A 26,105-nucleotide genomic window follows, 5' to 3' on the forward strand; every position below is an offset into this window, starting at 1 on the left:
GGGCCAGCTGGCCCCTCCCTTTTGTGTTGCGCTGCGGTGGCCGCCTTAGTGGGCAGCTTCTTCGGAGGCGGACGGCGTGGGCGACGCGGTGTCCGTGGGTTCGGCGGTGGTGCCTGCCGGGACGTAGTCCTTGTACTCGGCGATGGAGCTGTCCAGCACCGGAACCTTGACGGTTTCGTTGACGTTGGTGCCGCTCTCACTGATTTTCAGGTCCACCAGTGACCCGGGAATGCCGCCGGTGGTGCTGAGGATGGCCTCGTCGGTGCTGTTGTTCAGCAGCGTGTACGAGTTGGCCTTGACGGGGACCTCGGTCTGCGAGCCTTCGGAGCCGTTGACGGTCAGCGTCACATCCTGCGAGGAGGAGTTGTAGACGGCGCCCAGCACTCGGCCCGGCTGATCCTCGCCAGCGGAAACGACCAGGAAGTTCCGCAGCTGCAGCGGGCCCAGGTCGGCGACGATGCCGTCCGAGGCAGCGTACTGCTCCTTGGTCTGCTGCGGCGTGATGTATCCGCAGCCCGATACCGTCAGCAGGCCCGCGCACAGGGCGGCAGCCGTCAGTGCCATTTTGCCGCGCCCGGCCCGGTTCATCGCAGTGAAACGCACGTCAGTACTCCTCGAGAGTCTTGAAACATTATTCAGCCCTTAGCCTATCCGCAAAGGGGCTCAAACGCGGATTCGAAGACCTGCGCAACACCCTTGGCAGCCCCGGCCAGATGCACTATTATCCGCTTTCGTCAAGGGGTCCCGACGGGCTGATTGGGCCTATTTTCCGCGTATTTCTGCGGTTGCGGGGCCGTTCCGCGGCCGGTCATATGCCTTAATCGTGATAAACTGGGTGCCGGGAAAGGGGAAATGTCCACATGGTATTTGAGGTTGGCGAGACAGTAGTTTACCCTCACCACGGTGCTGCGAAAATTGAAGAAATCAAGATGCGCACCATCAAGGGCGAAGAGAAAATGTATCTCAAGCTCAAGGTGGCCCAGGGTGATCTGACCATTGAAGTTCCAGCAGAAAACGTAGATCTTGTTGGGGTCCGGGACGTGGTGGGCAAGGAAGGCCTGGAGCATGTCTTCGACGTCCTCCGTGCCGAGTTCACCGAGGAACCCACCAACTGGTCGCGCAGGTACAAGGCAAACCTCGAGAAGCTTGCCTCCGGTGACGTCATCAAAGTGGCAGAGGTCGTCCGCGACCTGTGGCGCCGCGATCACGACCGGGGCCTTTCCGCAGGCGAGAAGCGCATGCTGGCCAAAGCCCGGCAGATTCTGATCTCAGAACTGGCGCTGGCAGAAAAGACCGACGAAGAGAAGGCAGCAAGCGTTCTCGACGAGGTCCTGGCTTCCTAAGAATCGAACCCCGGTGGCACCTGGAGTGCCGCCGGGCTTCTTTTTGCCCAAAAACAGGGCCGGCTGGGGGCTTGGCCGGGCAAGGCTTCCTGGACGTAGGCTGGTCCGCATGAGGAATTCATCCACCCGCCCGGTCACCGCGGTGATCCTGGTGGCAGCAGGATCAGGGCAACGGCTCGGCTACGGCATGCCCAAGGCGGCAGTGCCCCTGGGCGGCGACACCATCCTGATCCATGCCTTGCGGGGCATTGTTGCCGCCGGCGTCGGCGTGCAGATCTGCGTGGCCCTGCCGGCCGGCGACGACGGGCTCCGCGCCCAGTGCGATGCGTTCCGGGACGAGCTGGCCGACGGCGGACCCCTCCTGACAGTGGTGGACGGCGGCGCCACCCGCGCCGGCTCGGTCCGGGCCGGCCTCGCTGCCCTGATGGAAGGCGTGGAGGCGGTCCTGGTGCACGATGCCGCCCGCGCCCTCACCCCCGAAGCCGTTTTCCACCGCGTGGCCGACGCGCTGGACGCGGGGGCGGAAGCGGTGATTCCCGCCGTCGCCGTAGTGGATACCGTTAAGACCGTGGTGGCCACGGACGGCGGGGACGCCGCCATCGCCCCCGAACTCGTGACCGGGACGGCGCCCCGCGAGGAACTCCGCGCCGTCCAGACCCCGCAGGGCTTCCGGCTGGCAACCCTGTTGAAGGCACATGCCGCGGCAGCGGCGCTCGACCCGGCATCGGCGGCTGCCGTGACGGACGACGCCATGCTGGTGGAAATGCTGGGGACTCCCGTTTACGCGGTCCGGGGTTCCACCCAGTCCCTGAAGATCACCACACCGCTGGACCTGATCCTCGCCGAAGGCCTCCTGGAAGGCCCGCTCGGCGCCCGTTGGGTGGAGGGATGACCGTGGACCAGCCCGCAATGATCATTCCCCGGACCGGCATCGGCATCGACGTCCACGCCTACGACCCCGGCGAACCTGCCCGTCCCCTCTGGCTCGGCGGACTCCTGTGGCCGGGCGAACGCGGCCTCGCGGGCCATTCGGACGGCGACCCCGTGGCCCACGCCGCGGCGGATGCGCTGTTCTCCGCCGCCGGCATCGGCGACCTGGGCACACACTTCGGGACGGACCGGCCCGAATTCGCCGGCGCCTCCGGTGTGACCCTCCTCGCAGAAGCGGCGCGGATCGTCCGCGCCGCCGGTTTTGAGATCGGTAACGTCGCCGTCCAGTTCGTGGCGAACAGGCCAAAGTTCGGCCCGCGCCGCGAGGAAGCCCAGACCGTCCTCAGCGATGCAGCGGGGGCGCCCGTCAGCGTCACGGCCACCACCAGCGACGGGCTGGGATTCCCCGGCCGCGGCGAAGGCATCTCCGCCATGGCCACCGCCCTGGTCTATCCCCGGGCAGCCGGCCCCATCGGCTAATCTGGACCGGTGACCCTGCGCTTCTATGACACTGCCTCCGCCGAAGTCCGCGACTTCGTTCCCCTCGTCGCGGGCACGGCCAGCCTCTACTACTGCGGGGCCACGGTGCAGGGGATGCCGCACGTGGGGCACATCCGCTCCGCCATCGCCTTCGACCAGCTGACACGCTGGCTCACCCATCGCGGACACCGGGTCACGGTGGTCCGTAACGTCACGGACATCGACGACAAGATCCTGGCTAAGTCCGCCCAGTCCTTCAGCCCGGAGTTCAGCGGCGGCCCCGGTGAAATTGTGGCCGAAGAGTGGTGGGCGCTGGCGTACCGCTACGAGCAGGAATTCCTGAAGGCCTACGACGCCCTGGGCGTCGGCCGGCCCACCTATGAACCGCGGGCCACCGGGCACATCCCGGAAATGCATGCCCTGATCCAGGACCTGATCGACCGCGGCCACGCGTACCCTGCTGTGGACGACTCCGGGGACGTGTACTTCGACGTCCGGTCCTGGGCCCGGTACGGGTCCCTGACCCGCCAGAACATCGATGACATGCAGGCCGCGCCGGACGCCGACCCCCGCGGCAAAAAGGACCCCCGCGACTTCGCCCTCTGGAAGGGCGCCAAGGCAGGCGAACCCGCGTCCGCCGGCTGGGCATCCCCCTGGGGGACCGGCCGGCCGGGCTGGCACCTGGAATGCTCCGCCATGGTCACTAAATACCTGGGCACCGAGTTTGACATCCACGGCGGCGGGCTGGACCTCCGCTTCCCGCACCATGAGAACGAAATGGCCCAGTCGCAGGCGGCGGGCCACGGCTTCGCCAACTTCTGGATGCACAACGGCATGGTCACCTACCAGGGCGAAAAAATGTCCAAGTCCATCGGAAACACCGTCAGCCCGGCGGAGATGCTGGAACTGGCCCCCGCCCGCGTGGTCCGCTATTACCTGGGCCAGGCCCATTACCGGTCCATCCTGGACTACCGGCCCACGTCGCTGCAGGAGGCCGCCGCCGCCGTCGAACGCATTGAAGGCTTTATGGGCCGGGCGGTCCAGGCCCTGGCCGACGGCGGGACCTACAGTTTCGCCACCTACGGAACCGTTCCCGAAGCCTTCGGCAACGCCATGGACGATGACCTGAACGTGCCGGCGGCACTGGCGGTGCTCCACGAGACGGTCCGGCTGGGCAACACAGCGCTCACCGAAGGCCGGCTGGAGGAGGCCCGAGGAGCCCTGCACCAGGTCCACGACATGCTCCGGGTCCTGGGCCTGAACGATGTTGCTTCCGGCCCGGCGGGGGATGGGCGCGAAACCGGCGCCCTCGCCGTCCTGGTCCAGGCCCAGCTCGCCGCCCGGACCAAAGCACGGGCAGACAAGGACTGGGCAGCCTCGGACGCCATCCGGGACACCCTTGCCGCGGCGGGAGTGGTGGTGGCGGACGGCCCGGACGGCGCCACCTGGAGCCTGAAACGCGGCTGAGCCCTCGGATCCGCCCCGATTGAGCCGATTTTTCTGCTGTCCGTAGACTGGTAGGCAGACTCAGTCAACACAATCAAGGGTGGAACACAATGGCCAACAACGGTCGCCGGTCTATTAAGGCAAAGAAGGGCCCAACCATCGGAACCGGTGGACATGGCCGCAAGGCTCTCGAAGGCAAGGGTCCCACCCCCAAAGCCGAGGACCGCCCGTACCACAAGGCCCACAAGTCCAAGCAGCTGTCCGAGCGTTCCGCCGCCAAGCGCGGCACGGGTGCCCGCAGCGCCGGCGCCAGCAGGACCGGACCCAAGGGCCGCGCCACCGAAGAAGTGGTGACCGGCCGCAACTCCGTGGTGGAGGCATTGCGTGCCGGCATCCCCGCGAAGGCGCTGCACATCGCGATCCGCATCGAAATGGATGACCGGGTCAAGGAATCCCTGAAGCTCGCCGCCGAACGCGGCATCCCGCTGCTGGAAACCGGCAAGCCCGAGCTGGACCGGATGACCGACGACGCCGTGCACCAGGGCCTGGTCCTGCAGATCCCGCCGTACGAGTACCAGGACGCCTACGACCTCGCCGAGGAAACCGTGGACAAGTGGAAGAAGGGGCACGTTGCCAACGCGCCGCTCTTTGTTGCCTTGGACGGCATCACCGATCCCCGCAACCTGGGTGCCATCATCCGCTCTGTTTCCGCCTTCAGCGGTCACGGCGTCATTGTCCCGGAGCGCCGCTCCGTGGGCGTCACTGCCTCGGCCTGGAAGACCAGCGCCGGCGCAGCCGTGCGGGTCCCGGTGGCCCGTGCCGCCAACCTGAACAGCGCGCTCAAGCAGTTCAAAGGCATGGGCATTTTTGTGCTGGGCCTCGACGGCGACGGCGACGTGTCGCTGCCGGACCTCACCCTCGCCACCGAACCCGTGTGCATCGTGGTGGGCTCCGAGGGCAAGGGCCTCAGCCGCCTGGTCCGCGAGAACTGCGACCAGATCGTCTCCATCCCGATCGATTCGGCCATGGAATCCCTGAACGCCTCCATGGCCGTGGGCATTTCCCTGTACGAAGTCTCGCGCCAGCGCGCCACGAAGTAGCGGACGCCCGTTCCGTAGCTGTTACCCGGCCGTCATATCGGCGGCCGGTCAGTCTTATGTGCCGCTGGCGGCTAAAATTTTAGGTGATGGTCATGCCGCTCTTCGACACCGCTTCCACCACGGACACCTCCACGGCGGTGCCGCTGGGTGTCAGCGTGCCGCGTCCGGAAACCAGCGGCGCCGGGCACCACGGGACGGCCCGGGCCAACGTTGCCTGCTACGCTCCGGGCGTCCCCAGCCTGGAAATCGTCTACATCGCCCCGGGCGGGGACTGGCGGGTGCAGGCGCTGCCCAACGTCACCCACGGCGTCCACCACGGCATCGTGGCGGACCTGCCTGTTGGATCCCGGTACGGTTTCCGGCCGGCGTCGCCCGAGCAGTCCCTGCCGCTCGCGGTGCCCACCAGGGATGTGGATGACGCCGGCGGCCAGCCGCTGCTGCTTGATCCCTACGGCCGCGCCATTGACCAGCGCGACGGGTTCCTCACCAGCGTCCGGATGGCATCGGCCTTCGACTGGGGCTCCGACGCCCGCCTGGGCCTGCAGTGGCGCAACACCATCATCTACGAGGCCCACGTCCGCGGGCAGAGCATGCTCCACCCCGACGTGCCGGAGGAACTGCGCGGGACGTACGCCGGCATGGCCCACCCTGCCGTGATAGCGCACCTCCAGGGACTGGGCATCACGTCGGTGCAGCTGCTGCCGGTGCACTTCCATCTGGACGAACCGCACCTGCAGGACCTTGCCTTGACCAATTACTGGGGCTACAACACTGCAGCGTTCTTCGCGCCCCACCCCGGCTACGCCACGCGGGCCGCGCAGGACGCCGGGCCCCAAGCCGTCCAGGACGAGTTCAAGGGCATGGTGAAGCTCCTGCACGCGGCCGGCCTGGAAGTCATCCTGGACGTCGTCTACAACCACACGGCCGAAGGCGGCCCGGACGGGCAGACCCTCAGCTTCCGTGGCCTCGGTGAAGACAGGTATTACCGCACCGACGGGAACGGCCGGTACCTGGACACCACGGGCTGCGGCAACAGCCTGAACTTCGGTGAACCCCGCGTGGTCCAGATGGTCCTGGATTCCCTGCGCTACTGGGTGGACGAGTTCCACATTGACGGGTTCCGGTTCGACCTGGCCGTGACGCTGTGCCGCAATGCCGCCAACGAATTCGACCCGCGGCACCCGTTCCTGGTGGCCATCGCCGCCGATCCTGTCCTGTCGGACGTGAAGCTCATCGCCGAACCCTGGGACGTGGGCTACGGCGGCTGGCAGACCGGCCGGTTCCCTGCCGGCTGGGTGGACTGGAACGACCACTTCCGGGACTCCGTCCGGTCCTTCTGGCTCGCGGACCGCGCCGCCATCGACGCCGGCGGCCAGGGCGGTTCCGTGGCCCGGCTCGCCGATGCCCTCTCCGGCTCGGCAGCACTGTTTGAAGGCTCGGGCAGGTCCCGGCTCGCCTCGGTCAACCTGGTCACCGCCCACGACGGGTTCACCCTCCACGACCTGGTGTCCTTCGACCGGAAACACAACGAAGCCAACGGTGAGCAGAACCGCGACGGCCACGGCGACAACCGCAGCTACAACCACGGTGTGGAGGGCCCCACCGAAAACGGGGCCATCTTGGCCAAACGGGCCCAGTCCCGCCGGAACCTGATGGCCTCGCTGCTGATCTCCCTCGGCGTGCCCATGATCACCGCAGGCGACGAACTGGCCCGCACCCAGCAGGGCAACAACAACGCCTACTGCCAGGACAATGCCATCGCCTGGCTGGACTGGACCCGCACGCCGGAGTCGGAGGAGATGCTGCGCAGCACCACGCGGTACATCCGGCTGCGCAAGGAATTTTTGGCCGCCCAACGGCACGACTTCCCCGTCCGGGATGAACAGTCCTACCTTTACTGGTTCGACCAGAGCGGCCAGCCCATGAGCATGGACGCCTGGAACAATCCGCAGCACCGCGTGGTCCAGCTCCTGCTGGGCTCCGACGACGGCACCCTGGCCGGGCTGGTGGTGGTCAACGGCAGCACCTCGGACGTCCAGATCACCCTGCCGGCGATCGCCGGCAGCGCTGCCCCCCGAATGTTCGAACTCCGGGTCACCACCTCGCCCCTGCACGAACTGCGCAAGGGCGGCAGGGTGGCGTCCGGCGAAAAGGACCTGGTGGAGGCAAACTCCATCAGCATCTACCGCACCTAGGCTTCGGCCCAACCCTGTCGGAAGGCAGCACAGCACCCCCATGAAGATTTACTCAGGCGACACCTGGACCCTTGCCGAACTGCAGGAGCAGGTGTCCGATCAGGGCCGCCGCAGCCTCCTGGTTCCGGCCGCCGACAGCAAACGGGCGGTCCTGGAGACCTTCGGGGAGGTCCTCAGCTTCCCGGCTGAATCCGACGCGGACCTTGACGCGCTCAACGACTCCCTGCACGACTTCGCGGACAGCATCGCTGACAACGGCAACCCGCCCGTGACGGTCCTGTGGCAGGTGGCGGGACCGTTCCGCAGTGACCGTTCCTTCGGAATTATCTGCGAGGTCCTCCAGGACGCCGAGCGTTACGCGGGAGCTGACCTTTCGGTGACGGCAGTCCTGCTCTGAGCTGAGCGCGCCGATACGCAAAAAGCCGGGTCCGGCAGCCTTTTCATCCCTGCCGGACCCGGCTTTTTGTCCTGTCAGGCGTTGGCGATCAGCCCGAGCTCAGCCTTGGATGCCAGCGCGTCGTGGCGGGGGAGGACCCGGACCGTGTAGCCGAAGGAGCCGGACCTGTCGATCACCAGGGAACCGCTGAACAGGTGGCGGCCGCCACCCAGGTCCTCCTGCGCCTTCAGTTCCATCAGCGTGATGTCCGTGAGGCTGTCGCTTTCCTCGGCCCGGCCGTAGGCCACTTCAACGCAGACATCCTCCGGGGTGAGGGCCTGCAGCGCCACGTACGCGTTGACCTGGAGTGTGTCGCCGATCTGCGGATCCTCCGAGACGTTCACGGAGTCCACGTGCTCCACACTCACGTGCGGCCAAGCCGCACGCACCCCCGCGGTCCAGGCTGCCAGGGTGCGGGCCTGGGAGAAGGAATTCGCGACGGCGGTCCGGCCGGCTTCCGCCGCCGGGCGGTACAGGATGTTGACGTAGTCGCGGAGCATCCGCTCGGCGGACACAGCGGGGCCCAGGTGCGACAGGGTGTGCTTGATCATCGACACCCAGTGCGTTGGCACCTTCTCAGCGGCCGACGTCGACGGTCCTGCCGCGCCCGCAGCCTCGGAAACGGTGTTGCCGTAGAACCTCGGCGCCACCTGCGTTTCGAGCAGTTCGTACAGCGCGGCCGCCTCGATATCGTCGCGTTCCTCCGGTGAGGCCCCATTGTTGGCGGTGGGAATCGCCCAGCCGTTTTCGCCGTCGTACATTTCATCCCACCAGCCGTCCAGGACGGACAGGTTCAGCGAACCGTTCAGTGCCGCCTTCATGCCTGACGTGCCGCAGGCCTCCAGCGGGCGGAGCGGGTTGTTGAGCCACACGTCGCAGCCCGGGAACAACGTCCGGGCCATGGCGATGTCGTAGTTGGGCAGGAACGCGATCCGGTGCCGGACCTCGGGATCATCGGTGAACCGGACCAGGTCCTGGATCATCTTTTTGCCGGCGTCGTCCGCCGGGTGCGACTTGCCCGCAATGACCAGCTGGATGGGATGGTCCTTGTGCAGGAGCAGTGCCTTCAGGCGGTCGGGTTCACGGAGCATCAGCGTGAGCCGCTTGTAGGTGGGCACGCGGCGGGCGAACCCGATGGTCAGCACATCCGGGTCGAGGACCTTCTCGGTCCAGCCCAGCTCCGCGTCGGCGGCGCCGCGCTTCTTCCACGCGGCCCGGAGCCGGCGGCGGACATCATCCACCAGCGCCGAGCGCATTTCCCGGCGCAGCGCCCACACATCGGCGTCGCTGACGTTGTAGGCGAGGTCCCAGCGGCCGTTGGCCTCCGCTTCGCTGCCGAACTGGTCGCGGGCCAGCTTGGAGATCCGGCTGTCCACCCACGTGGGCACGTGCACGCCGTTGGTCACGGACGTGATGGGCACCTCCGAGTGGTCAAAGCCCGGCCAGAGGGCCGAGAACATACCGCGGGACACCTCGCCGTGGAGCTTGGCCACGCCGTTGGCCCGCTGCGCCAGCCGCAGGCCCATCACGGCCATGTTGAACACTGACGGGTTCCCATCGGCGTAATTCTCCCGGCCCAGTTCCAGGATCCGGTCAACAGGAACCTCGGGGGCCAGCCCCGCCTGGAAGAAGTGGTTGATCTGGGCGATCTCGAACCGGTCGATGCCGGCGGGAACCGGTGTGTGCGTGGTGAACACCGTGGAGGCCCGGCCAGCGGCGAGTGCCTCGTCGAAGGTCAGCGCCTGCTCACCGGCCATCAGCTCCTGGATGCGTTCGATGCCCAGGAACCCGGCATGGCCTTCGTTGGTGTGGAAGACCTCCGGTGCAGGGGTCCCGGTCAGCTGCTGGAAGGCGCGCAGCGCCTTCACCCCGCCCATGCCCAGCAGCAGTTCCTGCTGCAGCCGGTGGTCCCCGCCGCCGCCGTACAGGCGGTCGGTGATGCCGCGGGCGGCGTCGTCGTTGCCCGGCACGTTGGAGTCCAGGAGCAGCAGGGGAACGCGGCCGACGTCGGCCCGCCAGATGTGTGCCAGCAGCCGGCGGCCGTTGGGCAGGGGCAGCGACACCTGCAGGGGCCGGCCGTTGCCGTCCGCCGAGGGTTCCCGGAGCAGCGTCAGCGGCAGCCCGTCCGGGTCCAGTACGGGGTACGTCTCCTGTTGCCACGCATCACGTGACAGGGACTGCTTGAAATAGCCGGCCTGGTAGAGCAGGCCGACGCCGATCAGCGGTACGCCGAGGTCCGAGGCGGCCTTCAGGTGGTCCCCGGCCAGGATGCCCAGGCCGCCCGAGTACTGCGGCAGGACCTCGGTAATGCCGAACTCCGGCGAGAAGTAGGCGATCGCCGCGGGCGCTTCCGGCCCGAGGCCCTGGTACCAGCGGGGCTCGTCCAGGTACCGGTCAAGATCCGCCGCGGCGGCACTGATCCGGTCCACTACCGACTGGTCGGCTGCGAGTTGTTGGAACTCCTCCCGGCTGACCAGGCCCAGGAAGCTAACAGGGTCCTGCCCGCTTTCCGCCCAGATCCTGGGGTTCAGGGCGGCGAAAAGTTCCCTGGTGGGGCGGTGCCAGGACCAGCGCAGATTGCTGGCCAGCCGCGACAGCGGACGGATGGGCTCGGGGAGGACTGTACGGACCGTAAACCTGCGGATTGCCTTCACCTGCGTCACACTAACGGACAACTTCCGCGGCTGGAACAAGCACAGGGTTTCTTTTGGGTAAATGACAGGAATGACGTGCGCCACGGCGCAAAAGGTGCGCAGGCTTAGCAAATTCCGGCTTTTCTCGCTAACGTCGAGCCTGTGACGACTAACCCAGGAAACACAGCCGCATCCACGACGAAACCAACGGGCAGCATCACTGAGGGCCTGCGCTTCGGACGTTTTCCGATCACCGCCGTACAGCCGGTCATCGAAGACGGGGCGTTCCCGGCCAAGGCCGTGCCGGGAGAAGGAATCGTGGTGGGCGCTACCTCATTCCGCGAAGGCCACGACCAGCTGGGCGTCAGCGCCGTCCTGCACGACGCCGCAGGCGCCGAGCGCCAGCGCGTCCGCCTGGCCCCGCCCCGCGGGGAACGCGGCATGGGTACCGACCGCTGGGAAGGCATCCTCACGCCGTCGGAACCCGGCAACTGGACGTTCAGTATTGAAGCCTGGCATGACCGCTACGGCACGTGGCACCACAACGCGGAGGTGAAGATCGCCGCCGGCGTGGACGTTGAGCTGATGCTTGCCGAAGGTGCGGCGCTGCTGGGCGAAGCCGCGAACGACGAGTCCCGCGACGGAAACGACAGGGACGTCCTGGGCCGGGCCGCGCAGGCCCTGGCCGACACCGGTCGCAGCACCGAGGAACGTTTGGGCGCCGGATTCGCCGCCGACGTCACGGACGTTGTGGCCCGCCAGCCCATCCGCGAACTTGTCACTGTTTCGCGCCGCTACCCGCTGCTCGTGGAGCGCGAACGTGCCGGCCGCGGGGCCTGGTACGAGTTCTTCCCCCGTTCCGAAGGCGCCGTTAAGGACCACACCACCGGCGCCTGGACCTCGGGAAACTTCCGCACGGCCGCGAAGCGCCTCGACGCCGTGGCGGCCATGGGCTTCGACGTCCTGTACATGCCGCCCATCCACCCGATCGGCGTACAGCACCGCAAGGGCCCCAACAACACCCTCATTGCCGGCCCCAACGACCCCGGCTCGCCTTGGGCCATCGGCGCGGCTGAAGGCGGCCACGACGCCATCCACCCCGACCTGGGCACCTTTGAGGACTTTGACGCCTTTGTGGCGCGGGCCACCGAATTGGGCCTCGATGTAGCCCTGGACCTGGCGTTGCAGGCCGCCCCTGACCACCCCTGGGTGGCGTCAAACCCGGAGTGGTTCACCACCCGCGTGGACGGCAGCATTGCCTACGCGGAAAACCCGCCGAAAAAATACCAGGACATTTACCCGCTGAATTTCGATAATGATCCGGAAGGACTTTCCCGCGAAATTCTCCGGATTGTCCTCCTGTGGGTCAGCCATGGCGTAAAGATCTTCCGGGTCGATAATCCGCATACCAAACCCGTGTGGTTCTGGGAATGGCTGATCGCCGAAGTGGACAAAAACGTGGACGGCGTGGTGTTCCTCGCCGAGGCCTTCACCCGCCCCGCCATGATGCACGCGCTGGGCCGGGCCGGGTTCCAGCAGTCCTACACCTACTTCACCTGGCGCAACACCAAGGCGGAGATCGAGAAGTACTTCGCCGAGGTCAGCCACGAATCCGCGGCTTTCTTCCGGCCCAACTTCTTTGTCAACACCCCGGACATCCTCACCGAATACCTGCAGTTCGGCGGCCCGGCAGCGTTCAAGATCCGCGCGGTCCTCGCCGCCACGGCCAGCCCGCTGTGGGGTGTGTACGCCGGCTACGAACTCTACGAGCACGTTGCCCGGCCCGGTGCCGAGGAATACATCGACAACGAAAAGTTTGAGTACAAGGCCCGCGACTGGGAGGGTGCTGCCGCGTCCGGCCGCACCCTGGCGCCGTTCATCACCCGGCTCAACCACCTCCGGCACAACCACCCGGCGCTGCAGGACCTGCAGAACCTGACGGTCCACCACACCACTGACGACGCCACGGTGGCCTACTCCAAGCACAAGACCCTGCCGGACGGAACGAAGGACACCATCATCGTGGTGGCCAACGTGGACCCGCACGGCGCCCGCGAGTGCACGGTGGTGCTGGACCTGGCCGCCCTGGAACTGGACCAGCAGGACCTGACCCCCGGCGGCGGTTTCTACGTCGATGACCTGCTCACCGGTGAAAGCTGGGAATGGGGCGAGTACAACTACGTCCGCCGCGACCCGCACCTTGAACCCGCCCACATCCTGAGCGTGAGGAGAATGCATCAGTGAATTTCAATCCGCAGGGTGCCAGCCAGCATTTCACCCCCAAAAGCAGCTTTGAGCTGAACGCTCCGGGCCTGCAGCACGACCCGCTGTGGTACCGGAAGGCCGTGTTTTACGAAGTGCTCGTCCGGGCCTTCGCGGATGCCAACGGCGATGGGTCCGGTGACTTCTCCGGCCTCATCGACAGGCTCGACTACCTCCAGTGGCTGGGGGTGGACTGCCTCTGGCTGCCGCCGTTCTTCCAGTCGCCGCTGCGTGATGGTGGCTACGACATTTCCGACTACAACTCCGTCCTGGACGAGTTCGGCACCATCAGCGACTTCAAGCGCCTGGTCGCCGAGGCCCATGCCAGGGGCGTGCGGGTCATCATCGACCTGCCCCTGAACCACACCTCGGACCAGCACCCTTGGTTCCAGGAATCCCGCAAGGACCCTGACGGTCCGTTCGGCGACTTCTACGTGTGGAGCGATACGGACGAAAAGTACGAGGACGCCCGCATCATCTTCGTGGACACTGAGGAATCGAACTGGACGTTTGATCCGATCCGCCGGCAGTTCTTCTGGCACCGTTTCTTCGGCCACCAGCCGGACCTGAACTTCGAAAACCCCAAGGTCATCGAAGCCCTGTTCGACGTGGTGCGCTTCTGGCTGGACCAAGGCATCGACGGCTTCCGGGCCGACGCCATTCCGTACCTCTTCGAAGAGGAGGGGACCAACTGCGAAAACCTGCCTGCCACGCACGACTTCCTCCGGAAACTGCGCACCATGGTGGATGAAAGCTACCCGGGCCGGGTGATCATCGCCGAGGCGAACCAGCCGCCCAACGAGGTGGTGGAATACTTCGGAACCGAGGAGGAACCGGAATGCCACATGGCCTTCCACTTCCCCATCATGCCGCGGCTGTACTACGCGCTGCGCGACCAGAAGGCCGCGCCCATCATCGAAACCATGCAGGACACCCCGGAAATCCCCGAGGGGGCCCAATGGGGTACGTTCCTGCGCAACCACGATGAGCTGACCCTGGAGATGGTGACCCCGGACGAGCGCGCCGCCATGCTGGGCTGGTACGCCCCGGATCCCCGGATGCGGGCCAACATCGGCATCCGCCGCCGGCTGGCCCCGCTGCTGGACAACTCCCGCGCCGAGATTGAACTGATCAACGCGCTGCTGCTGTCCCTGCCGGGCAGCCCGTTCCTGTACTACGGGGACGAGATCGGCATGGGCGACAACATCTGGCTGGACGACCGCGACGCCGTGCGCACGCCCATGCAGTGGAACCCCGACCGCAACGCGGGATTCTCCAGTGCCGACCCCGGCAAGCTGTACCTGCCGCCCATCCAGTCGCTGGTGTACAACTACGCCATGGCCAACGTGGAAGCGGAATCCGCCCACTCGGGTTCGCTGCTGCGCTGGACCCGGCAGATCCTCAGCGTCCGGCGCAACCACCCGGCCTTCGGACTCGGCGGCTTCAAGCACGTCGAGGCCGATCACGACGCCGTCCTGTCGTACCTGCGTGAACTCCCGGAGGGGAATTCGGCGGGGGCCGACAGCGAGACGATCCTGTGTGCCTTCAATCTTTCCCAGCACCCGGTGGCAGCCAAGCTGCGGATCCCGCAGTACGCGGGGCGGGGCCTGCGGGACGTTTTCGGCGGCCAGCCGTTCCCGGGCATCAGCGAGGACGGGACGCTGACGCTCACGCTGGGCAGCCACGATTTCTTCTGGCTGCGGATCCGCTCGGCGTCGTCAAATCCGGCCTCGCCGTATACGCAGGCCTTGCCGATCCTCTCGATCGAGAACTGATATGAGCCAGCCCATCCTCACCCCCGCCCTGACTGCCCTGCTTCGGGAATGGCTTCCGAGGCAGCGCTGGTTCCCCGTCAAAACCGACGACTTCGAGATGTCCCAGGCGGGCAGCCTTGGCCTGGCCGACCCCGCGGGGCACGCCGGGCTCGCCGTCTTCATCCTGAACGTCACCACCAGGACGGCCGACGGCGGTCCCCGGACCTCAGTGGTCCAGGTTCCGTTGAGTTTCCGGCCCGCCCCCGCGGCCGGGATGGAGCGGGCCCTCGTGGGTCAGGCTGCCGGGACCGACCCGTCCCGGACCTGGGTCTACGACGCCGTCCATGACCCCGACTTCGTGGCCGCCTGGCTGGAACTCATCCGGCACCAGGGCACCGCGCCCACCGGGACGGCCACCGGCTTCAAGGTGGCCGGCGACTACCGCCTGCCCACCGCCCGGGGCGTGGTCAAGGTCCTCTCCGGTGAGCAGTCCAACAGTTCGGTCATTGTGGACGACGGCGAATCGGCAGCGATCGTCAAATTCTTCCGGGTGCTCTCCGACGGCACCAACCCCGAGGTGGAAGTGGGTTCCGCCTTGACGGCCGGCGGCACCACCGAGGTGCCGGCCACGTTGGGCTGGGTCCGCGGGGAGTGGCTCGCCCAGGGCCCGGTCAACGGTGCCGGTGCCGGGCAGTCCGGCAGAAGCACCCGGACAGTGCAGGGCGAACTGGCAGTGGCCCACGAATTCCTGGCCGGCGGCCGCGACGCGTGGCGGCTGGCAGTTGACGCCGCCCGGTCCGGTACCGACTTCACCGCGGAAGCCCACGCGCTTGGCGCGGCCACGGCCACCGTCCACCGCCGGCTCGCGGCAGCGCTGGGTACCTCTGCCGAACCCTCGTCCGGGACCGTGATCGGACCCGCTGTTGCACAGCGCGTCCGCGAGGCCTGGGCGGAAGCCGGTCCCGCCGTCGGGCCATACAACGACGCCCTCGACGACCTGCTGGCAGGGCTCGACGGCGTCGCCGCGGGTCCGCTGCAGCGGATCCACGGCGACCTCCACCTTGGCCAGATCCTGCAGGTGCCCGGCAGCGCCGGCGCCTCACGGTGGGCCATCCTGGACTTCGAGGGTGAGCCCCTGCGGCCCATCGCCGAACGGAATGTCCCGGACGTTCCGCTACGGGACGTGGTGGGGATGCTCCGGTCCTTCGACTACGCCGCGGGCGCCGCGCTGCGCGAACAGGACGGGGCGCAGGTTCCCGATTCCTGGGTGGATGACTGCGCGGACGCGTTCCTGGCCGGCTACGCCGGCGTCAGGGCCGGCACCGTGGACCGGGAATCGCCGCTCTTTGTGGCATTGTGGCTGGACAAGGCGCTTTATGAAGTGGTTTACGAAATGCGCAACAGGCCGGACTGGCTGGCGATCCCCGTGAACGCCTCCAGACGGCTCCTGGGCAGTAATGGCGCCGGCATCCTCGCCGGGGCAGCATCGGAAGGCAATGAAATGACAGGCTCAGCACAGACCGACCGCCCCGGGGCGCCGCTGCCGGTGGACGCCGACACGCTGGGCAGGATCGCGAACGGCGAACACCACGCCCCGCACTCCGTCCTCGGCGCGCACCTTGACGACTACGGCCACGTGACAGTCCGTACCGTCAAGCATCTGGCGGAAGCCGTCTCCGTGGTGACGTCCGCCGGGTCAGTACCCATGGAGCACGAGGCGCACGGCGTTTGGGTGGCGGTCCTGGAACCGCTGCAGCAGGGCCATGTGCCCGACTACCGGCTTTCCGTGACCTACCCCGGAGCCGACGCCGTCACGGTCGACGAGCCGTACCGCTACCTTCCCACCGTGGGCGAAGTGGACCTGCACCTGATCGGCGAAGGCCGGCACGAAAAACTCTGGGAGGTGCTCGGGGCGCACGTCCAGCACTACAAGTCATCGCTGGGTGACGTGGACGGCGTGTCCTTCGCCGTGTGGGCCCCCAACGCCCAGGCCGTGCGGGTCAAGGGTGACTTCAACGGCTGGGACGGGCGCGAGAACTCGCTCCGGTCCCTGGGCTCCTCGGGGGTCTGGGAAATCTTCGTTCCCGGCGTTGTAGCAGGGGCGTGCTATAAATTCGAGATCCGGACCAAAGCCGGCTACTGGGTGGAAAAAGCCGATCCGCTGGCCTTCGGGACCGAGGTACCGCCGCTGACCGCTTCACGTGTCGTGGAGCCGTCCTACGCCTTCAAGGACGCCGAATGGATGGCGGCCCGCGCCGAGCGTGACCCGCACAACTCAGCCATGAGCGTCTACGAGGTCCACCTCGGCTCCTGGCGTCTGGGCCTGGGCTACAAGGAACTGGCCACCGAACTGGTGGACTACGTCAAGTGGCTCGGGTTTACGCACGTCGAGTTCATGCCCGTGGCCGAACACCCGTTCGGTGGCTCCTGGGGCTACCAGGTCACCTCCTACTTCGCGCCGACATCCCGCTTCGGGCACCCCGACGAGTTCCGCTTCCTCGTGGATGCGCTGCACCAGGCGGGAATCGGCGTGCTGCTGGACTGGGTGCCGGCCCACTTCCCCAAGGATGCCTGGGCGCTGGCCAAGTTTGACGGCGAACCGCTCTACGAGCACGCCGACCCGAACCTGGGCGAGCACCCTGACTGGGGCACCCTGATCTTCGACTTCGGCCGCTCCGAGGTCCGGAACTTCCTGGTGGCGAACGCCTTGTACTGGCTGGAGGAGTTCCACATCGATGGGCTGCGGGTGGATGCGGTCGCCTCGATGCTGTACCTGGACTACTCCCGCGAGGAAGGACAGTGGCAGCCCAACCGGTTCGGCGGGCGCGAGAACCTGGAGGCCATGTCCTTCCTGCAGGAAGTGAACGCCACTGTCTACAAAACGCACCCCGGTGCCGTGATGATCGCCGAGGAATCCACGGCGTTCCCCGGCGTCACCGCGCCCACCAGCCACGGCGGGCTGGGCTTCGGCCTGAAATGGAACATGGGCTGGATGCACGATTCCCTGTCCTACGCCGCCGAGGAACCGATCAACCGCAAGTGGCACCACGGGACCGTCACGTTCTCGCTGGTGTACGCGTTCACCGAGAACTTCCTGCTGCCCATCAGCCACGACGAGGTTGTGCATGGCAAGGGTTCGATGCTGCGGAAGATGCCGGGTGACCGTTGGCAGCAGCTGGCCAACCTGCGCGCCTTCTTCGCCTACCAGTGGGCACACCCGGGCAAGCAGCTCATCTTTATGGGCACGGAGTTCGGCCAGGAAGCCGAGTGGTCCGAGCAGCACGGCCTGGACTGGTGGCTTGCCGATATCCCGGCCCACAAGGGACTGCAGCTGCTGACCAAGGACCTCAACGAGCTCTACGCTGCCACCCCGGCACTGTACGAACGGGACAACGAACCCGGCGGGTTCCAGTGGATCAACGGGGGAGACGCGGACCGCAACGTCCTGTCCTTCATCCGGTGGGACACGAACGGCAACGCAGTGGTTTGCGCCATCAACTTCTCCGGGGCTCCCCATGTGGGCTACACCCTGGGGGTTCCCGTTGCCGGGGCGTGGAACGAGGTGCTCAATACCGACCATGCCACCTATGGCGGATCGGGCGTCCTGAACGATGGCCCGCTGGTTGCCACCGATGAAGGCCAGGACGGGCAGCCGGCAACGCTGACCGTCACGTTGCCGCCGCTGGGTGCCGCGTACTTCACCGTGGGTGCTCCGGCCGCAGGCTGACATCTCTGCAACCGGCACCGCTTTTCTGCGGAACACCTCGAAGGCCCGGGATCCCCGTGATTCCGGGCCTTTTGGGTCCAACCGGGGGAGCGTTGGATGACCGTAACCGGGCCGGGTGGTCTTCCCGGCCAAGTGGTGGTACAGTTTATTTCCGCGCTGCTCCACGGAGTCAGACCGAAAACCCCGGCCGTTATGCTTTACAGCTATGATGGCCGCGGATCCCGGTTTGACAGACTGGAATGCAGCCGGTAAGTTTGGAAAGTTGCTCCGGAGCGATCTGCGACCTGTGGTTGTGGTGGTGTCGGGTGTGTCTGTTGTTTGAGAACTCAATAGTGTGCCATGTTTGTTGATACCAATTTTTTGTATTGAATTGGTTGAATTGGCTGGATGATGCCGCCCCTGTGGTGTTGTCTGGTTTTTACAGCTGGTTTCGAATTTTGTGCAGCCATTTTGTCCCGTGTTTCCGGGGTTGGTGGTTGTGTCTGTTTTTGTTTTTACTTCAACGGAGAGTTTGATCCTGGCTCAGGATGAACGCTGGCGGCGTGCTTAACACATGCAAGTCGAACGATGACCTCCAGCTTGCTGGGGTGATTAGTGGCGAACGGGTGAGTAACACGTGAGTAACCTGCCCTTGACTCTGGGATAAGCCTGGGAAACTGGGTCTAATACCGGATATGACTCCTCATCGCATGGTGGGGGGTGGAAAGCTTTTTGTGGTTTTGGATGGACTCGCGGCCTATCAGCTTGTTGGTGAGGTAATGGCTTACCAAGGCGACGACGGGTAGCCGGCCTGAGAGGGTGACCGGCCACACTGGGACTGAGACACGGCCCAGACTCCTACGGGAGGCAGCAGTGGGGAATATTGCACAATGGGCGCAAGCCTGATGCAGCGACGCCGCGTGAGGGATGACGGCCTTCGGGTTGTAAACCTCTTTCAGTAGGGAAGAAGCGAAAGTGACGGTACCTGCAGAAGAAGCGCCGGCTAACTACGTGCCAGCAGCCGCGGTAATACGTAGGGCGCAAGCGTTATCCGGAATTATTGGGCGTAAAGAGCTCGTAGGCGGTTTGTCGCGTCTGCCGTGAAAGTCCGGGGCTCAACTCCGGATCTGCGGTGGGTACGGGCAGACTAGAGTGATGTAGGGGAGACTGGAATTCCTGGTGTAGCGGTGAAATGCGCAGATATCAGGAGGAACACCGATGGCGAAGGCAGGTCTCTGGGCATTAACTGACGCTGAGGAGCGAAAGCATGGGGAGCGAACAGGATTAGATACCCTGGTAGTCCATGCCGTAAACGTTGGGCACTAGGTGTGGGGGACATTCCACGTTTTCCGCGCCGTAGCTAACGCATTAAGTGCCCCGCCTGGGGAGTACGGCCGCAAGGCTAAAACTCAAAGGAATTGACGGGGGCCCGCACAAGCGGCGGAGCATGCGGATTAATTCGATGCAACGCGAAGAACCTTACCAAGGCTTGACATGGACCAGACCGGACTGGAGACAGTTCTTCCCCTTTGGGGTTGGTTCACAGGTGGTGCATGGTTGTCGTCAGCTCGTGTCGTGAGATGTTGGGTTAAGTCCCGCAACGAGCGCAACCCTCGTTCTATGTTGCCAGCACGTGATGGTGGGGACTCATAGGAGACTGCCGGGGTCAACTCGGAGGAAGGTGGGGACGACGTCAAATCATCATGCCCCTTATGTCTTGGGCTTCACGCATGCTACAATGGCCGGTACAAAGGGTTGCGATACTGTGAGGTGGAGCTAATCCCAAAAAGCCGGTCTCAGTTCGGATTGGGGTCTGCAACTCGACCCCATGAAGTCGGAGTCGCTAGTAATCGCAGATCAGCAACGCTGCGGTGAATACGTTCCCGGGCCTTGTACACACCGCCCGTCAAGTCACGAAAGTTGGTAACACCCGAAGCCGGTGGCCTAACCCCTTGTGGGAGGGAGCTGTCGAAGGTGGGACTGGCGATTGGGACTAAGTCGTAACAAGGTAGCCGTACCGGAAGGTGCGGCTGGATCACCTCCTTTCTAAGGAGCACCTACAGTCCTTCATTCCTCATGTATGTGGTGGGTGGGGGTTGTCAGGAGTAAAGGCCCGTTGCGCAGACGATTGTTCTGCGGCGGGTGCTCAAGGGTGGAATATCAGCAAATAGGTGCCTGGTGGCACGAACCATGGTTTAGTACGGGTTACTCCTTCGGGGGTGGTTCAGGAACGATGATGGTCTGTGGTTGCTGGGTAGTGTATGGCACACTGTTGGGTCCTGAGGCAACAGGACCGGGGTGGTTCCGTGGCTGGTCTTTTTGGCTGGTGCGGGGCTGGTCCGGGTTTGTTTGTTTCTGGTTTCCTGGCTGCACCGAACACACGGTTGCTTTTCCTTTTGGGAGGGTTGTGTGGGGTGTGTGGTTTGGGGTTGTTGTTTGAGAACTACATAGTGGACGCGAGCATCTTTTATAAGAAGCAATTTCCAAGAATATGAACCTGAATCTGGCTGCGCGTGATGGTGTCACCTTTCGGGGTGGTGTTGATCGTGTGGTTGGTTTCTGTGGTTCTCTCGAAAATTAGCGTTTTTGATCTTTTGTGGTCAAGTTTTTAAGAGCACACGGTGGATGCCTTGGCATTAGGAGCCGAAGAAGGACGTAGGAATCTGCGATAAGCCTGGGGGAGTCGATAACCGGACTGTGATCCCAGGGTGTCCGAATGGGGAAACCCCGCCAGGCGCGCGAGTGACCTGGTGACCCGCATCTGAACACATAGGGTGTGTGGGGGGAACGCGGGGAAGTGAAACATCTCAGTACCCGCAGGAAGAGAAAACAATAGTGATTCCGTTAGTAGTGGCGAGCGAACGCGGATCAGGCTAAACCGTTCCATGTGTGATAGCCGGCGGGCGTTGCATGGGCGGGGTTGTGGGACTTTCCATACTGGTTCTGCCGGACCGGTGGGGTGTGATGTACAGGCATAGGTGAACGGTCTTGAAAGGCCGGCCAGAGAGGGTGTGAGCCCCGTAACCGTAATGTTTTGTGCCGCCTGTGAGAGTATCCCAAGTAGCACGGGGCCCGAGAAATCCCGTGTGAATCTGTCAGGACCACCTGATAAGCCTAAATACTCCCTAATGACCGATAGCGGACCAGTACCGTGAGGGAAAGGTGAAAAGTACCCCGGGAGGGGAGTGAAACAGTACCTGAAACCGTGTGCTTACAATCCGTCGGAGCAACCGCACCTTGTGTGCATAGTAGTTGTGACGGCGTGCCTTTTGAAGAATGAGCCTGCGAGTTAGTGTTACGTCGCGAGGTTAACCCGTGTGGGGAAGCCGTAGCGAAAGCGAGTCTGAATAGGGCGTTGCAGTGGCGTGATCTAGACCCGAAGCGAAGTGATCTACCCATGGCCAGGTTGAAGCGACGGTAAGACGTCGTGGAGGACCGAACCCACTTCAGTTGAAAATGGAGGGGATGAGCTGTGGGTAGGGGTGAAAGGCCAATCAAACTTCGTGATAGCTGGTTCTCCCCGAAATGCATTTAGGTGCAGCGTTGCGTGTTTCTTGCTGGAGGTAGAGCTACTGGATGGCTAATGGGCCCTACAAGGTTACTGACGTCAGCCAAACTCCGAATGCCGGTAAGTGAGAGCGCAGCAGTGAGACTGTGGGGGATAAGCTTCATAGTCGAGAGGGAAACAGCCCAGACCACCAACTAAGGCCCCTAAGCGTGTGCTAAGTGGGAAAGGATGTGGAGTTGCGAAGACAACCAGGAGGTTGGCTTAGAAGCAGCCATCCTTAAAAGAGTGCGTAATAGCTCACTGGTCAAGTGATTCCGCGCCGACAATGTAGCGGGGCTCAAGTACACCGCCGAAGTTGTGGCATTCAAATATTAGCTAAGCCCTTGTGGTTCAGGCGTTTGGATGGGTAGGGGAGCGTCGTGTGGGCAGTGAAGTCGCGGTGTAAACCAGCGGTGGAGCCTACACGAGTGAGAATGCAGGCATGAGTAGCGAAAGACGGGTGAGAAACCCGTCCGCCGAATGATCAAGGGTTCCAGGGTCAAGCTAATCTGCCCTGGGTAAGTCGGGACCTAAGGCGAGGCCGACAGGCGTAGTCGATGGACAACGGGTTGATATTCCCGTACCGGCGAAAAACCGTCCATGTTGAACAGGGGATACTAACCGCCCGAGACCTGACCGCCCGCCCTTGTGGTGACGTGGTTTTTGGTGGAGCGCGGGACCTGATCCTGGGAGGCAAGCGTATTAACAGGTGTGACGCAGGAAGGTAGCCAAGCCGGGCGATGGTTGTCCCGGTCTAAGGATGTAGGGCGAATGGTAGGCAAATCCGCTGTTCATGATGCCTGAGATCTGATGGGACCCCCTTTAGTGGGGGGATTTGGTGATCCTATGCTGCCGAGAAAAGCATCGACGCGAGGTTTTAGCCGCCCGTACCCCAAACCGACACAGGTGATCAGGTAGAGAATACTAAGGCGATCGAGAGAATTATGGTTAAGGAACTCGGCAAAATGCCCCCGTAACTTCGGGAGAAGGGGGGCCCCAACCTTGAACACCACACGCTGGTGGGAGGGGATCGGGGCCGCAGAGACCAGGGGGAAGCGACTGTTTACTAAAAACACAGGTCCGTGCGAAGTCGCAAGACGATGTATACGGACTGACTCCTGCCCGGTGCTGGAAGGTTAAGAGGACCGGTTAGCCGCAAGGCGAAGCTGAGAATTTAAGCCCCAGTAAACGGCGGTGGTAACTATAACCATCCTAAGGTAGCGAAATTCCTTGTCGGGTAAGTTCCGACCTGCACGAATGGAGTAACGACTTCCCCGCTGTCTCAACCATAAACTCGGCGAAATTGCAGTACGAGTAAAGATGCTCGTTACGCGCAGCAGGACGGAAAGACCCCGAGACCTTTACTATAGTTTGGTATTGGTGTTCGGAGTGGCTTGTGTAGGATAGGTGGGAGACGTTGAAACCCGGACGCCAGTTCGGGTGGAGTCATCGTTGAAATACCACTCTGGTCACTTTGGACATCTAACTTCGGCCCGTAATCCGGGTCAGGGACAGTGCCTGATGGGTAGTTTAACTGGGGCGGTTGCCTCCTAAAAAGTAACGGAGGCGCCCAAAGGTTCCCTCAGCCTGGTTGGCAATCAGGTGTCGAGTGTAAGTGCACAAGGGAGCTTGACTGTGAGAGAGACATCTCGAGCAGGGACGAAAGTCGGGACTAGTGATCCGGCGGTACATTGTGGAATGGCCGTCGCTCAACGGATAAAAGGTACCTCGGGGATAACAGGCTGATCTTGCCCAAGAGTCCATATCGACGGCATGGTTTGGCACCTCGATGTCGGCTCGTCGCATCCTGGGGCTGGAGTAGGTCCCAAGGGTTGGGCTGTTCGCCCATTAAAGCGGTACGCGAGCTGGGTTTAGAACGTCGTGAGACAGTTCGGTCCCTATCCGCTGCGCGCGCAGGAAATTTGAGAAGGGCTGTCCTTAGTACGAGAGGACCGGGACGGACGAACCTCTGGTGTGTCAGTTGTACTGCCAAGTGCACCGCTGATTAGCTACGTTCGGATGGGATAACCGCTGAAAGCATCTAAGCGGGAAGCTCGCTTCGAGATGAGATTTCCATACACCTTGTGTGTGAGAGGCCCCCAGCCAGACCACTGGGTTGATAGGCCGGATGTGGAAGCGAGGACTAACGACTCGTGAAGCTGACCGGTACTAATAGGCCGATAACTTACACCACACACCACCCCCGCAACCTTCCCTTCAAAAGGGGTTGCACCCGTGGGGTGGTAAAAAGAAACAAGACTGCTTGCGTCCACTATGTGGTTCCCAAACAACAAACCCGTCACACGGTTTCGTTGCAGGGAACAAAAACACAACAAAATAACAACACCACAATGTTGTAACCACAGATTTCCCACCCCCGGGCAACACCCCAGGGGACGGGTACAAGGGTTACGGCGGTCATAGCGTGGGGGAAACGCCCGGTCCCATCCCGAACCCGGAAGCTAAGACCCACAGCGCCGATGGTACTGCACCCGGGAGGGTGTGGGAGAGTAGGACGCCGCCGGAACATCATTAACGGTCGAGGCCCCAACCAGCACCTGGTTGGGGCCTCCCACATTTAACAAACAAACACCCCCGTTGACCTATCAGATACGGTCCCCAAACCCCCCGAATAACAACCACAACCGATAGCGTAACGGTGAGGGACAGACGGGACGGACAAGGCAGGTCCGGTAGAATCGGGGCTCATGAACAGCCTCTTCAGCCACGGCCAGGACCAGCATGGAAGCCCTGTACAGCCCGGCAGTCCGGCGCAGCCCGGTCCTCCTGAGCTCGTCCCGGTCATCGAAACCGTTGTGGTGCCCGGAACCGTAGCCCACGCCTTCGCTGGCTTCACGGACCACACACACCTCTGGTGGCCCCTTGAAGAGCACGGGGCTTACGGGGGAGGGTCCTACGTGGAGTTCGAGGAGAACCTCATCCTGGAGACCGCCGACGATGGCAGGACCAGTATCTGGGGAACCCTTGACGACTGGCAGCCGCCGCTGTCCTTCCACGCCACCTGGCACCCCGGCTCAACGGCGCTGTGGTCCACTGAGCTCCGCGTGGTCTTCAGGGCCGTCGAGGGCGGCGCAGAGGTCAAGGTGCTCCATGAGGGCTGGGAGGGCGCCGAGGATCCCGCTGCCACCCGGGCAGGGTACGTTGCGGCGTGGCCGCTGATCCTGGCCCGCTACTCCCGCTTTATGGGGTCGGCCGGCTAGGACACCACAGCTAGGGTTTCGTTGGCGGGATGGCCGTGCTGGTGCGGATGACAAAGTCCGTGGGGTATTCGTAGTCGGGCGCAGGGATGGGTGCTGCATCGGCGTCGGAGTTCCAGGCCGTATCCAGCAGCTCAAGCGCCGTTGTAGCGGCGAGCTTGCCCTGGCCGCGGGGATTCTGGTCGATGGTGGTCAACCCGAAGGCCTCGCCAAGTTCATGCCCGTCCAGGCCTACCACGGAGATGTCCCGGGGGACCTGGAGGCCGAAGTCCCTGGCCGCGAGGATGGTGCCCACCGCCATCTCATCCGACGCCGCGAAAACCGCTGTTGGCCGTTCGGAAGCCGTCCCCAGAAGCCGCTTGGCGGCCGTATATGCCCCCTGGATGGTGAAGTCCGCCGCGACCTGCCAGTCCGGATGGACCGGCAGGCCCGCGGCCGCCATCGCAGCCTGGTATCCGCTGAGGCGGATGCCCGGAAGCTTGAAGTCCCGGTTCAATTCAGTGTCCCCGGTCATATGCGCAATCCGCGTGTGCCCCAGCCGGATGAGGTGTTCGGTGACGAGCCGCGCAAGGCGGGCATCGTCGATCCTGATGGAGGCCGCACCGGGCAGGGCGCCGCCGATCGCCACGAGGGGCCTGCGGACGGCCAGGAGCTGCATGATCTCCGCCTCGCTGAGCACCAGGGCAACGGCGATCACGGCATCCAGGCGCTTCCGCAGCAGGAAGTCGCTCAGGACGCTGTTCCTGCGCTCCGTCTGTTCGCCCACGTTATAGAGGGTGAGGTCGTAGCCGGCATCCAGCAGGGTCTCGGAGACGCCCTCCAGCACGGAGGCGAAGTACCAGCGCTGCACATAGGGCACCACCAGGCCGATGTTGTAGTTCCGCCCGGACGCCAGGCTGGCGGCGTGGTACGACGGGACGAAGCCCAGCTCCTGCGCTGCCCTGCGGGCCCGCTCCCGGCTCTTGGCCGAAACATTGGCCTTGCCGCTGAGCGCCCGCGAAACCGTGGCCACCGACAGGCCGGCCCGGTCCGCAACCTCTTTGATCCCCGGCATG

At 64.2% G+C, this 26,105-nt stretch carries 14 protein-coding genes and 3 rRNA genes; 14 read left to right on the forward strand and 3 right to left on the reverse strand.

Going from position 1 to position 26,105, the window contains the following annotated elements:
* Positions 1-45 precede the first annotated feature (45 nt).
* On the reverse strand, positions 46-603 hold the full coding sequence (locus tag ACRB8A_RS03705; RefSeq protein ID WP_432245616.1) for a hypothetical protein: 558 nt from the start codon (positions 601-603) through the stop codon (positions 46-48).
* Positions 604-860: 257 nt separating this feature from the next.
* Between ACRB8A_RS03705 and ACRB8A_RS03710 the strand changes: the two genes are divergently transcribed.
* The 7 genes from ACRB8A_RS03710 to ACRB8A_RS03740 all read left to right on the forward strand — a co-directional run bounded on the left by ACRB8A_RS03710 (position 861) and on the right by ACRB8A_RS03740 (position 7,891).
* The gene (locus ACRB8A_RS03710) at positions 861-1,343 is read left to right on the forward strand and encodes a CarD family transcriptional regulator (RefSeq protein WP_011690592.1); all 483 of its coding nucleotides are present in this window, start codon (positions 861-863) and stop codon (positions 1,341-1,343) included.
* 109 nt (positions 1,344-1,452) lie between these two features.
* Complete coding sequence (ispD, locus tag ACRB8A_RS03715) at positions 1,453-2,235, forward strand: 2-C-methyl-D-erythritol 4-phosphate cytidylyltransferase (protein ID WP_432245617.1); 783 nt, start codon at positions 1,453-1,455, stop codon at positions 2,233-2,235.
* Positions 2,236-2,252: 17 nt separating this feature from the next.
* The gene (gene ispF / locus ACRB8A_RS03720; protein WP_432246010.1) at positions 2,253-2,753 is read left to right on the forward strand and encodes a 2-C-methyl-D-erythritol 2,4-cyclodiphosphate synthase; all 501 of its coding nucleotides are present in this window, start codon (positions 2,253-2,255) and stop codon (positions 2,751-2,753) included.
* Between the two features lie 9 nt (positions 2,754-2,762).
* Entirely contained in the window at positions 2,763-4,220 is a 1,458-nt protein-coding gene (gene cysS, locus ACRB8A_RS03725; protein WP_432245618.1) for a cysteine--tRNA ligase, read from the forward strand.
* An 89-nt stretch (positions 4,221-4,309) separates the two neighbouring features.
* Positions 4,310-5,299: a 23S rRNA (guanosine(2251)-2'-O)-methyltransferase RlmB gene (gene rlmB / locus ACRB8A_RS03730; protein ID WP_050687530.1), complete on the forward strand. Its 990-nt coding sequence runs from the start codon at positions 4,310-4,312 to the stop codon at positions 5,297-5,299.
* Between the two features lie 86 nt (positions 5,300-5,385).
* On the forward strand, positions 5,386-7,494 hold the full coding sequence (gene glgX, locus ACRB8A_RS03735) for a glycogen debranching protein GlgX (protein ID WP_432245619.1): 2,109 nt from the start codon (positions 5,386-5,388) through the stop codon (positions 7,492-7,494).
* A 40-nt stretch (positions 7,495-7,534) separates the two neighbouring features.
* Entirely contained in the window at positions 7,535-7,891 is a 357-nt protein-coding gene (locus ACRB8A_RS03740) for a barstar family protein (RefSeq protein ID WP_050687534.1), read from the forward strand.
* A 74-nt stretch (positions 7,892-7,965) separates the two neighbouring features.
* Here the strand turns inward: ACRB8A_RS03740 and glgP are convergent, their stop codons facing one another.
* Positions 7,966-10,584 carry an alpha-glucan family phosphorylase gene (gene glgP, locus ACRB8A_RS03745; RefSeq protein ID WP_432245620.1) on the reverse strand — a complete coding sequence of 873 codons (2,619 nt, stop codon included), beginning with the start codon at positions 10,582-10,584 and terminating at the stop codon, positions 7,966-7,968.
* Positions 10,585-10,725: 141 nt separating this feature from the next.
* Here glgP and ACRB8A_RS03750 point away from each other — a divergent pair, with 141 nt between their 5' ends.
* The 7 genes from ACRB8A_RS03750 to ACRB8A_RS03780 all read left to right on the forward strand — a co-directional run bounded on the left by ACRB8A_RS03750 (position 10,726) and on the right by ACRB8A_RS03780 (position 25,053).
* Positions 10,726-12,807: an alpha-1,4-glucan--maltose-1-phosphate maltosyltransferase gene (locus ACRB8A_RS03750; protein ID WP_285241977.1), complete on the forward strand. Its 2,082-nt coding sequence runs from the start codon at positions 10,726-10,728 to the stop codon at positions 12,805-12,807.
* Positions 12,804-14,600: a maltose alpha-D-glucosyltransferase gene (treS, locus tag ACRB8A_RS03755; protein ID WP_050687538.1), complete on the forward strand. Its 1,797-nt coding sequence runs from the start codon at positions 12,804-12,806 to the stop codon at positions 14,598-14,600. The genes ACRB8A_RS03750 and treS overlap by 4 nt, the downstream gene beginning before the upstream one ends.
* Position 14,601: 1 nt before the next feature.
* Entirely contained in the window at positions 14,602-18,306 is a 3,705-nt protein-coding gene (locus ACRB8A_RS03760) for a 1,4-alpha-glucan branching enzyme (protein ID WP_432245621.1), read from the forward strand.
* Between the two features lie 499 nt (positions 18,307-18,805).
* A 16S ribosomal RNA gene (locus ACRB8A_RS03765) occupies positions 18,806-20,331 on the forward strand.
* Positions 20,332-20,883: 552 nt separating this feature from the next.
* Positions 20,884-24,026: ribosomal RNA gene (locus ACRB8A_RS03770) — 23S ribosomal RNA — on the forward strand.
* Positions 24,027-24,242: 216 nt separating this feature from the next.
* A 5S ribosomal RNA gene (gene rrf / locus ACRB8A_RS03775) occupies positions 24,243-24,359 on the forward strand.
* Together the 16S, 23S and 5S rRNA genes form the textbook arrangement of a ribosomal RNA operon.
* A gap of 181 nt (positions 24,360-24,540) precedes the next feature.
* Positions 24,541-25,053, forward strand: a complete 513-nt coding sequence (locus ACRB8A_RS03780; RefSeq protein ID WP_432245622.1) for a hypothetical protein — start codon at positions 24,541-24,543, stop codon at positions 25,051-25,053.
* Between the two features lie 10 nt (positions 25,054-25,063).
* Here ACRB8A_RS03780 and ACRB8A_RS03785 read toward each other — a convergent pair whose 3' ends face one another.
* Positions 25,064-26,104: a LacI family DNA-binding transcriptional regulator gene (locus ACRB8A_RS03785; protein ID WP_050686551.1), complete on the reverse strand. Its 1,041-nt coding sequence runs from the start codon at positions 26,102-26,104 to the stop codon at positions 25,064-25,066.
* Between the last annotated feature and the right edge of the window lies 1 nt (position 26,105).

The sequence above is a fragment of the Arthrobacter sp. G.S.26 genome (genome assembly GCF_050847375.1).
Taxonomy (GTDB): domain Bacteria; phylum Actinomycetota; class Actinomycetes; order Actinomycetales; family Micrococcaceae; genus Arthrobacter.